This window comes from Streptomyces sp. H27-C3 (assembly GCF_030063415.1).
Taxonomy (GTDB): Bacteria; Actinomycetota; Actinomycetes; order Streptomycetales; family Streptomycetaceae; genus Streptomyces.
In genome coordinates, this window is sequence record NZ_JASITA010000036.1 from 66,666 (window position 1) to 76,965 (window position 10,300).

A 10,300-nucleotide genomic window follows, 5' to 3' on the forward strand; every position below is an offset into this window, starting at 1 on the left:
CATCGCCGTCCCTGCCTGGTTCCACTGACCAACACTCGACAGCGGACCCTGGCAGTCTTATACAACCTCGGGGGCAATGGAGCGTGGATCAGCGAGTGGCGCCCTGCGGCTTCGCGTCCAAGGCGGAGGAGGGAGGCGACGCGGAGCGTCGTCGACCGACGACAACGCCGGAGGCGGAGTCGCGGGGCGTCGGCAGCCCGCGCGCCATCGCCCCCGAGGTCGTAAGCCCCGGTGGCGCGCCGAACGGACACCCGTCCTCCGCGACACCCGGCCCACACCGAGGCATCCGCCCTGCCGCCCTGCACCCGTATCGGTGAATCCCCGCCCAGCCGGGAATAGAGCGGGCACGGGTCCCCGTTGGTCACGCCATGACTTCTGAGACACACGAGCAATTCGGACGGGTCGGCATCTGGAGCAGCGCCTTGCACGCGTCGCGTACGGACGACGCGGGCAAGGAGGCGATCGCGGAGGCGGTCGCCGAACTTGAGGAACTGGCGTACGGCACCCTCTGGATCGGCGGCAGCCCTTCACCCGACGACGCCGCAGCTCTCGTTGCCGCCACCCGCACGGTCACCGTGGCCACCGGCATTCTGAGCATCTGGGACCACACCGCCGCAAACGTGGCCGCGCGGATAGCGGCGATCGACGCGGACGCGCGAGGGCGACTCGTCCTCGGCCTGGGTGTCAGCCACGGCCCCATGGTGCCGCAGTACGCCAAGCCGTACAGCGCGATGGTGGCCTACCTCGACGCACTCGACGCCGCCGCCCCGAACCCCGGGCGCCGGGTCCTGGCGGCGCTCGGCCCGAAGATGCTGAAGCTCGCGGCCGACAGAACACTGGGCGCACACCCCTATCTCGTCACCACCGAGCACACGGCGGAGGCGCGCGAAGCCCTCGGCCCCGACGCGCTGCTCGCCCCTGAGCTGACCGTAGTGCTCGACACCGACCTCGACCGGGCCCGCACCACTGCGCGGAACATGCTGGGGATGTACCTCCAACTGCCCAACTACACCGACAACCTGCTGCGCCTGGGGTTCACGGAGAGCGACTTCGCGGGCGGCGGCAGCGTCCGTCTCCTCGACGCCCTCTTCGCCCTGGGTGATGCCGGGCATGTGAAGGCCCGGACGCAGGAGTACCTCGACGCGGGCGCCGACCACGTCGCCCTCCAGGTGCTCACTGCCGACGAGGGCGGTGCCGGCCTGCCGCGGGCCGAATGGCGTGAGCTGGCCAGGGTGTTCGCCGGCGAGCTGTAGCAGGCGACTCGCGCGGACAACCGGAACGGGTCGCTCCCACTGCTGACGATTGGGTGCTCCTGGCGACCTGGCCGGGCCCTGCTCGGCCTCGCCGAAGGCTGCCCGACCACCACGGTCGACCAGGAGGCCGCACCGTAGCGACGGTGGGCCCGGCCGATGACGTCGTCGGCCGGCCCCACCGCGCTCCATGTGCGGCTTCCAGGCAGGTCGCGGTGGCACCAGCTGTCCCGGCCAGGTACTTCTCCTGGTTATGCGAACTGGCCGGGTCGGTAGTCGCCGGCAGGCTGCTGGATGAGTACGTTCGCCCGGTTGAACGCGTTGATGATCGCGATCGCGCACACCAGGGCGGCCAACTGCTCCTCGTCGTAGTGCTTGGCAGCGTTCGCCCACACCTCGTCGCTGACCCCGCCGGCCGCGTCCGCGATGCGGGTGCCCTGCTCCGTCAGCTCCAGCGCGGCCCGCTCGGCCTCGGTGAAGACCGTGGCCTCCCGCCACGCCGCCACCAGGTTCAGCCGCACCGAGGTCTCACCTGCCGCTGCGGCGTCCTTGCTGTGCATGTCGGTGCAGAAGCCGCACCCGTTGATCTGGCTGGCTCGGAGCTTCACCAGCTCCTGTGTCGCGGCCGGCAGCGTCGAGTCCTCGAGCAACTTGCCCGCCGCAATGATGTGCTTGAAGACCTTGCCTATGGTCGGGCTGCTGAACGGGTCCAGACGGGCATTCATGATGATCTCCTCTGCCATTGTCAGTGCGTACACACCTACGACGGCACAGCCCGGCCGGATGTGACACGACCACCTGTGACCTGTGTCTCCCCTCCCACACCGCAACAACGCGCGCGTCGTGGGGTGACGGTCGCGGCACCGGCCTCGGTGATCGTGGCAAGCAGGTTATGAGGCCTCCGAGGGGGCCCTACCTGCAGGTCAGCGACCGATCCGCGAACGGGTAGCGGATGGGGCATGCCCGGCGGCATACGCGGGGTATGGCAGATACCAGTGTCAAGATCGACGATGAGACCCGCGACACGTTCAAGGACCTGGCCGAGGGCGCAGAAATGTCCATGAAGGACTACCTGGCGAAGGTGGCCGCGGAGAAGAAGCACGAGCAGCTGCTCGACACGGCGACGGCGGTCTTCCGCCGCGTCATCGGCCAGCCGGGCTTCCTGGAGGCGTTCGACGCCGACTTCGGCGGGCTACCGCCGGCCGCCGACCAGAGGTCTCGGGCGGCCTGACCTGGCTCTGATCCTGGTTGACCTCTCGCACAGGGAGCGGCCGGGGTTCTGCCATATCCCGTTGTGTGCCGGGGCTTCCCCTGAGTGGGTTTCCACCTGCTGCCGATCCCGGACCGCTCGTGCGATCTGGCTGCTGCGGCCTGCTGTCTCTGTCGGCCCAGCCCGAAGCCGACATCAATACCCGGCGCGAGTGACACGACGGGCCACCAATCCCCATCCGTCCCATGTGTATCGACACCGGCGTTTCGGCCAACACGCCCGAAGGAGCAACTCGCGCGCCGCAAGGGTGCATGCACCGCACATGAGGAACCTCCCGCGCTCCTGTACGGAATGCGCTCCGTCTCAAATACGTGTATTCGATGGCGCTAGCGGCGTCGTTGCCCTGGGTAGCGCCCAACGCATCGGCAACGACCCTCTAGGAGCAGTGCAGTTGACCTCACATGGCCCCACAGGGGATCTCTCCTGCAGTGGAGTTCCAGCGCCGCGGCCCGCGCCTCTTCCTCTGCCTCCTGCGGCCATGTCGGCCGGTCCGCAGGACTGCGACACGACCGAGGAGTTGAAGGAGGCGTATTGGCCGGTCCATGACGGGGCTGCCACGAATGCGACCGTTCGCCAGGTCCTGACCCGTCTGCCCAAGATCCGGCTCCCCCGCCGACCAGGGAGCGGCAGGTGACGGGGCGCAAGCGGCACACCGAGCCGCTCGACGTCCACGTGATCCTGCGTCGCGACGGCGCTCTGGGCCCGGAGATCCTGCTCTCCCGCAGGACAGGACCGGTCTACGCCACCGGACTGTGGCACCTGCCCTCGGGCCACCTGGACGGTCCGCACGAGGACGTCGTCACGGCGCTGATCCGAGAGGCACGCGAGGAGACCGGCGTGGGCATCGACCCCGAAGACGTCCACTTCGCCCTCACCGTGCACCACCGCAGCCCCGGCGGCAGCACCCGGCTCGGCGTGTTCTTCGAAGTCCGCCGGTGGCAGGGCACGCCCCAGATTCACGAACCCGACGTGTGCGACGCCATGGGCTGGTACCGGTTCGACACCCTGCCGTCCCCGATGGTGGCCTACGCCCGGGCCGCACTGGACGCCTACCGGTGCGGAAAGGCGCTGGCCGTGCACTTCCAGGAACCCGGCGACCCGATCGCCTACGACCCTGCGGTGGACCGCCTCCGCCAGATCCCCGTCGGCACCGGCACGCGTACGGACCTGCCCGGCCCTGAGGTGCGGGCATTCACCGAGCGCGCCGTCGGCCGCATCGCCCACTGGACGGATGTCTCCTGGGCGCGGAAAGGCAGCCAAGTCTGGAGGGCAGGCGGTGCCAACGAGGGGGTGTGGTTCGTCAAGGTTCACCGGAGCGACCGCTTCCACGATCGGGAGGTCGGCGCCTACCGAAGCTGGGTCTGGCGCCTGGGTGCAGCTGCGCCCAGGCTGGTGGCCGCTGACCCGGCACTTCGGGCCATCGTCATCAACGCCGTGCCCGGCCACTCCCTCCACGGCGCCATCCACCCTGCCGATGAGCAACGGCTCATCTTCCGGCGCATCGGGCAGCTCGCGGCCGCGATCCACCACACTCTCCCGGCCCGGCCGGGGCTCAGTGCTTCGGTAGCAATAGGGAAGTTGGAGCGGCACCTCGACGGTGCCCGCGAACACCTCGCACCCGGCGACGAGGACTTCGTCCGCGCGATGGCCAAGAAGGCCGGCCGCCTGCCCAGCCTCGACCAGGTGGCCACGCACGGCGACTTCCAGCTGAGAAACCTCCTCGGTCCTGACGCCACCGGAGGAGCCCCGTATGTCATCGATTTCGAACGCAGTGAGCACGGCGCGGCGGTACGCGACTTCGCGCGCCTCGCAGATGCCTGGGCCGGGAGACCGGACCTCTTCGAGGCGACCATGGCCGGCTACGGCAGGCCGCTTACCCGGATTGAGGAGGAACACCTCACCGTCCACTCCGTGCTCGATGCCGTCTCCGGCATCCAGCACGGCGCCGCACACGGCGACCCCGAGATCGTTGAGCGCGGCCGCCGCACCCTGGCCCATCTCCGGTCCACCGCCATCCCCTGACCACCGCACCGACCACCGCACCAGATGCGAAGCAGCACCGTGGGATACCTTCTCCCGACGGAGTGGGAGCAGCACTACGCCGACGGGCGGGGCTTTCACCGACTGGACGACAGCGAGCGGGCCCTGCTCACCGAGCGCGCTCCCGCCCCGACGGCGGCGGGCGAGCACTCGACGTCGGCTGCGGTTGTGGTTGGGTCGGCAAAGACCGTGTCCCCCCGCAGCTCACGTCGCTCTACCCGGCGGCGGAGCCACTTTTCGGGCAGCCGAACCGTCGCAGAAGAGTCACCTTCACCGCGCACTTCAGCAGGCGGGCCCATTGAGACACCACACCTCAAGCGCGCAGGCCGTCGCTCAGCTTCCCCGTCGGCAACGCGCTTTCGTGCCGCTGCTCTCGACCCGCCTTCTCACTTTGAGGCGACCGCTATTGGCCGCGGGGCTGCGCCCAGGGCCGGCAAAAGCCGAGCGCGCCCCTCATCGACACCGGCGGGCGTTGAGCCGGGCGGCCTGGCGCGTCAGGTGGTCGCGCTCGGCGAGGTTGAGCGCCTTGCGGGCCGCTTCGGCGTACAGCCGTGCCGCCTTCGCCAGGTCGCCGTCGCGCTCGTGGAGGTACGCCGCCACCGCGGCGTGGCGGGGCAGTGAGTCTTCCAGCGCCTCGAGCGCCGCCAGGCCCGCGCGCGGTCCGTCGGCCTCACCGACGGCCACCGCGCGGTTGAGCCGGACGACCGGGCTGTCGGTCAGGCGCGCGAGCTCGTCGTACCACCCGACGATCTGCACCCAGTCGGTCTCCTCGGCGGTGGGCGCGTCGGCGTGGAGTGCCGCGATGGCAGCCTGGGCCTGGAACTCGCCCAGCCGGTCGCGGGCAAGGGCCGCCTGCAGGATCTTGACACCCTCGGTGATCGACTTGGTGTCCCACCGGCCGCGGTCCTGCTCGGCGAGCGGCACCAGGCTGCCGTCGGGCGTGGTCCGGGCCGCGCGCCGGGCGTGGTGGAGCAGCATGAGGGCGAGCAGCCCCGCCACCTCGGGGTGGTCGATCGCAGCCGCGATCTGCCGGGTGAGCCGGATGGCCTCGGCGACGAGGTCGACGTCGCCGGAGTAGCCCTCGTTGAAGACCAGGTAAAGGACGCGCAGCACGGTGGCGACATCGCCGGTCTTGTCGAACCGCATGCCGGAGACGGTGCGCTTGGCCCGGCTGATGCGCTGCGCCATGGTGGCCTCGGGGACCAGGTAGGCCTGCGCGATCTGGCGGGTGGTCAGCCCGCCGACGGCGCGCAGCGTGAGCGCGGCCGCGGACAGCGGCGTCAGGGACGGGTGGGCGCACAGGAAGTACAGCTGGAGCGTGTCGTCCACCGTGGGTGCGGACCCGGGCGCCGGCTCCTCGTCGATGAGGTCCTCGCGTCGGCGGCGGGCGGTGTCCACGCGGGTTGCGTCGAGGAACCGGCGCCAGGCGACGGTGACCAGCCAGCCCTTTGGGTCCCGCGGCGGTTCGGCCGGCCAGACGCGGACCGCCTCGATCAGCGCGTCCTGCACGGCGTCCTCGGCCGCCGCGAAGTCGGCTCCGCGACGGACGAGGATCCCGAGAACGCTCGGTGTGAGGCTTCGGAGCAGGACTTCGTTCACCTTCGAGGTCACTCCGTGATGGTGGGCGGCGCGGCCAGGAACGGGCGCACCTCGAGCCACTCGTGGATCGGCTTCCCGCCCGCACCAGGAGCCGCCGACAGGTCCCCGGCCAGCTCGATGGCGCGCTCGTAGCTGTCGACGTCGATCACCATCCAGCCGGCGATGAGGTCCTTGGTCTCAGCGAATGGGCCGTCAGTGACTGGCGGGCGACCCTCGCCGTCGTACCGGACGAACGTCCCCTCGGGGGCGAGCGCCTGACCGTCGACGAACTCTCCGGTCCCCTCGAGCCGGGCCGCGAAGTCGTGCATGTACTGCACGTGGGCCGAGATCTCCTTCGGCGTCCACTGGTCCATGGGAACATCGTTGACGGCAGCCGGGGCGCCACGGTAGTGCTTGAGCAGCAGGTACTTGGCCATCGTGTTTCTCCTGTGTGCTGGTGCGGCCCATTTTGGTCGCGTTCACTGCAGGGACGGAGCCAGTTTCGATTTCTCGACATCGTCGTCTGTTTTTTTGAGTCTCGTGGATGAGCATGAGTGCGCCATCTGGTGGTGTCCGGGTCCTTGGCGTGGCGCGAGGGCTGGGGCGAGACGACGCGAGGTCTTCCAAGATCGGCAACGGCCGAACGGCTGGATCACGAAAATGCCTCACGCCGTCTCGCCCTCCCCCTCGCTCAGCGCCTTCGCCCGCGCCGCTTTCGGTAGGCGGTCCGGTCGACAGGCTGCGGAATGATTGCGCGAATGCCGCTGCGGCGCAGGTGCGCGGATGGCTTACGACCTCGGGGGTAATAGAGCGTGGATCAGCGAGTGGCGTCCTGCGGCTTCGCGTCCAAGGCGGAGGGGGGAGGCGACGCGGAGCGTCGTCGACCAACGACAACGCCGGAGGCGGAGTCGCGGGGCGTCGGGAGCCCGCGCACTATTGCCCCCGAGGTCTTAAGGCCGAATACGCCTCGTCCGCGAGCACCTGCGCTGCCGCCTGGATCAACCCACGCCGACCGGTTGTAGTCTCGGCCCTTATGAGTTGGCTGCCTGATGACTTCGTCCACCCCGTCCACGTGCCTGTGCCCGTGCCCAGCACCGCGCTTCACCTGCGGCCGATCCGAGAGGCGGACACCGCGCTCGACTACCCCGCTGTGATGGGCTCCCGAGAGCGCCTGTGGGAGATCTTCGGTCCGGCCTGGGCTTGGCCCCAGGAGACGATGACGTATGACGAGGACCGCATCGACCTGCTGCGGCACGAGAAGGAGATAACCGCACACCAGTCGTTCAACTACGCGCTGCTGGACAAGGACGAGACAGCGATCCTCGGCTGCGTCTACGTCGACCCGCCCGAGCGCACCGGCTCCGACGCAGAGGTCTCCTGGTGGGTGGTGGACGACCTGGTCGGCGGCGAGGTGGAGCGCGCGCTCGACGCGCTGGTCCCGCAGTGGATCGCCGCCGACTGGCCCTTCCAGCAGCCCCGTTATCTGGGCCGCGACATCACTTGGCAGGACTGGCTCGCGCTGCCACCCGCCTCGTAACACGTCCGAGGCAGTGCCTGGATCGTGGCTTCAAAGATCGTGTGCGGATGTGCCGTTGCGCCGTTGCGCCGTTGACGGATGCCCAGTGGGCGCGGATCGAGCCGTTGCGCCCTGACCGGCCGCCGCGTCGCGGCGGCCGGTGGCGCGATCACCGGCAGGTGATCGACGCGATCGCACGGAAGTACCAGACCGGCGCGCAATGGCGGCACCTTCCGCCGGAGTACGGGTCCTGGTAGGGCGTTCACACCCGGCTGCGCGACTGGGCGACCGGCTGCCGTCTCGGCGCGTCTTCGCCCTCGACAGCGTCTACCCGCCCGCGTAGAGGTAGAAGAGGGCAAGCAGGCCGGCACCGATCCAATATGCGACGTTCACGATTCCCATCCATGACTACCAGGTGTAGGTGACTGCCTCGTCACCAGAAGAGCGTCGGCGAAAGGCGCACGCGAGTGCGTAGGTGCTTCAGCGGCACGGGCCTTCCGAGGCAGGAGCCGCCTCGACCGTACGGATCTGACATGGTCAGCCAAGGCTGCGTTGTCCTTCCGGCCTCTCAGCGAAGTCGGTGGCGGGCTCGGTGGCGTAGCGGCTCATCGTCTGGATGGTCGTCTGTGGGGTCATGGCCTGGCCACCGGCGATCATGTCCTGCAGGTCTCGGAAGTACTGCACATACAGGTCGGGCGTGAAAGTGCTGAGCATGACGGCCGGTTGGTCGGTGATATAGGCGAAAGTGTGCGGGGCTCCGGGCGGGACCAGCACGAACGTGCCCGCCGTCGCGTCGTAGTCCTTTTCTCCGACCGTGAACCGCACGGCGCCGGAGATGATGTAGAAACTCTCGTCGTGCTGGGCGTGACGGTGTTGTGGCGGTCCGGGTGTGTACGGCGCGAGGACGGACTCTGCGAGCCCGAGGCGGTGCCCGGTGTTGCTGCCGTCTTCGAGGACGCGCAGGCGCGTGGTGCCCAGGAGGATCGTCTCGCCGTCGCCCGGACCGACCACCGATACGACGGGGTCGGCAATGGGCTCGCTGGTCTTCGGTTCGTTCGTCATACGTCGATTCCACTGCCAGGGCACTGTGGCTGTCCAAGACCCGTTCACAGGGGTCGATACCCTCCGGGTATCGTTGCATCATGGAGCTACGCACGCTGCGCTACTTCGTGGCGGTCGCCGAGGAACTCCACTTCGGCCGGGCCGCCAGCCGACTGCACATGAGTCAGCCACCCCTGAGCCAGGCGATCAAGCAGCTGGAAACCGAGGTCGGCGCCACACTGCTCGACCGATCGTCCGCCGGTGTCACGCTGACTCCGGTGGGGGCGGCACTGCTTGGTGAGGCGCGCGCCTTGCTCGACCAGGCCGACCAGGTACGGGTACGCGTGGCCGCGGCGGCCGGAGCCGCGACCATCACCGTCGGCATCCTGGGTGACAGTACCGATCCGGACGCAACCCGGCTGGCCGACGCCTACCGTCGGCGGCATCCACGCGTTGAGGTCCGCATCCGCGAGACCGACCTGACCGATCCCACCTGCGGGCTGCGCGCCGGCCTGGTGGACATCGCCCTGACCCGCGGGCCGTTCGACGATACCGGCCTGACCGTTCACCCGTTGCGCGCCGACCCGGTGGGAGTACTGCTGCGCGCCGACGATCCGCTGGCCCGATGCGGCCATCTGAAGCTGGCCGACCTGGCCGACCGTCGCTGGTTCCTGTTCCCGCAGGGAACCGATCCCACCTGGCAGTCGTACTGGAACGGCGGAGAACCTCGCGAGGGTCCGGTGGTGCGCACCGTCCAGGAGTGCCAGCAGGCCGTTCTCTGGACCGGCACGGTCGGCATGACACTCCTTGCCCACCAGCCGGCACAGGGGCTCACCGCGGTGCCACTGATCGACATGCCGCCGAGCCGTGTCATGGCGGCATGGAAAGAGGGTGACACGAACCCCCTGGTCCGCTCGTTCGTCCAGATCGCGATCACCGCCTACCAGCACTGAGCGCCTCACGGCGGCACGCCGACCCGAACTTCTCCATCGGCACCACGCATACCGCGCTCGACCATCAGTCTCGATCCAAGAGATCGTGTTTTTCGGCGCACTGTCCGACGTCACAGCAGCCTGACGCCCCGCCGGGCCAGGTACGCGACGGGATTCACGTCTGAGCCATAAGGGCGCCTGGCCCGGATTTCGAGGTGAAGGTGCGGGCCGGTGGCGCGTCCGGTGCTGCCGCTGTCCGCGATGCGCGCGCCCGTGGGTATGCGGGCACCGTTGTGGGTGCGGATCCGGTTGCGGTGTCCGTAGACCGCGTAGTGCCCATCTGGCATGCGCACGGTCACCGCGTTGCCGTAGTCCCCCGACCACTGGGCGAGGACCACGGTGCCCGCACTGACGGCGTAGACGGGTGTTCCCCGGGGCACTGCGAGGTCAATGCCTGTGTGGTGCCCGGCCTGCCAGTTGCCGCGTACCCCGTAGCGCGCGGTGACCCGGTAGCCGCGTCGCAGTGGCAGCGCGAATACGCCGGGAAGCGAATGGTCAGCCGACCACGGTCCAGGTGTCGTTTCCGGCGAGTAGTGCGCCCAGGTCGCCCTTGCCGTCTCTCTCGATGGCGGCGTCCAACTGGTCCGACATCAGGGTGTCGTAGACGGGGCGG

The 10,300-nt window shown here is 69.3% G+C and carries 11 protein-coding genes and 1 pseudogene; 6 read left to right on the forward strand and 6 right to left on the reverse strand.

Annotated elements, in window-relative coordinates:
- Positions 1-368 precede the first annotated feature (368 nt).
- Positions 369-1,253: a TIGR03620 family F420-dependent LLM class oxidoreductase gene (locus tag QMK30_RS29230; RefSeq protein ID WP_283521333.1), complete on the forward strand. Its 885-nt coding sequence runs from the start codon at positions 369-371 to the stop codon at positions 1,251-1,253.
- Between the two features lie 248 nt (positions 1,254-1,501).
- On the opposite strand, the gene QMK30_RS29235 is transcribed toward QMK30_RS29230, so the two are convergent.
- Positions 1,502-1,975: a carboxymuconolactone decarboxylase family protein gene (locus tag QMK30_RS29235; protein WP_283521334.1), complete on the reverse strand. Its 474-nt coding sequence runs from the start codon at positions 1,973-1,975 to the stop codon at positions 1,502-1,504.
- A 257-nt stretch (positions 1,976-2,232) separates the two neighbouring features.
- Here QMK30_RS29235 and QMK30_RS29240 point away from each other — a divergent pair, with 257 nt between their 5' ends.
- Complete coding sequence (locus tag QMK30_RS29240) at positions 2,233-2,481, forward strand: antitoxin MazE7 (RefSeq protein ID WP_283521335.1); 249 nt, start codon at positions 2,233-2,235, stop codon at positions 2,479-2,481.
- A 669-nt stretch (positions 2,482-3,150) separates the two neighbouring features.
- Positions 3,151-4,542, forward strand: coding sequence for a phosphotransferase (locus QMK30_RS29245; RefSeq protein WP_283521336.1), 1,392 nt, complete (start codon positions 3,151-3,153; stop codon positions 4,540-4,542).
- 471 nt (positions 4,543-5,013) lie between these two features.
- Here the strand turns inward: QMK30_RS29245 and QMK30_RS29250 are convergent, their stop codons facing one another.
- Complete coding sequence (locus QMK30_RS29250; protein ID WP_283521348.1) at positions 5,014-6,159, reverse strand: RNA polymerase sigma factor; 1,146 nt, start codon at positions 6,157-6,159, stop codon at positions 5,014-5,016.
- Between the two features lie 8 nt (positions 6,160-6,167).
- The gene (locus tag QMK30_RS29255; RefSeq protein ID WP_283521337.1) at positions 6,168-6,575 is read right to left on the reverse strand and encodes a YciI family protein; all 408 of its coding nucleotides are present in this window, start codon (positions 6,573-6,575) and stop codon (positions 6,168-6,170) included.
- Between the two features lie 596 nt (positions 6,576-7,171).
- Here QMK30_RS29255 and QMK30_RS29260 point away from each other — a divergent pair.
- Together QMK30_RS29260 and QMK30_RS38925 are read left to right on the forward strand one after the other, a co-directional pair.
- Positions 7,172-7,675, forward strand: a complete 504-nt coding sequence (locus tag QMK30_RS29260) for a GNAT family N-acetyltransferase (protein ID WP_283521338.1) — start codon at positions 7,172-7,174, stop codon at positions 7,673-7,675.
- 47 nt (positions 7,676-7,722) lie between these two features.
- Positions 7,723-7,911 (forward strand): transposase, encoded by a 189-nt coding sequence (locus QMK30_RS38925; protein WP_502963247.1) that lies wholly within the window; start codon positions 7,723-7,725, stop codon positions 7,909-7,911.
- A gap of 280 nt (positions 7,912-8,191) precedes the next feature.
- Here the strand turns inward: QMK30_RS38925 and QMK30_RS29265 are convergent, their stop codons facing one another.
- The gene (locus QMK30_RS29265) at positions 8,192-8,716 is read right to left on the reverse strand and encodes a cupin domain-containing protein (protein ID WP_283521339.1); all 525 of its coding nucleotides are present in this window, start codon (positions 8,714-8,716) and stop codon (positions 8,192-8,194) included.
- A gap of 80 nt (positions 8,717-8,796) precedes the next feature.
- Between QMK30_RS29265 and QMK30_RS29270 the strand changes: the two genes are divergently transcribed.
- Entirely contained in the window at positions 8,797-9,648 is an 852-nt protein-coding gene (locus QMK30_RS29270; RefSeq protein WP_283521340.1) for a LysR family transcriptional regulator, read from the forward strand.
- 110 nt (positions 9,649-9,758) lie between these two features.
- Here QMK30_RS29270 and QMK30_RS29275 read toward each other — a convergent pair whose 3' ends face one another.
- Both QMK30_RS29275 and QMK30_RS29280 read right to left on the reverse strand, forming a co-directional pair.
- Entirely contained in the window at positions 9,759-10,157 is a 399-nt protein-coding gene (locus QMK30_RS29275; RefSeq protein ID WP_349362122.1) for a M23 family metallopeptidase, read from the reverse strand.
- Positions 10,158-10,182: 25 nt separating this feature from the next.
- A pseudogene (locus tag QMK30_RS29280) lies at positions 10,183-10,300 on the reverse strand (2-oxoacid:ferredoxin oxidoreductase subunit beta); the annotation flags it as partial.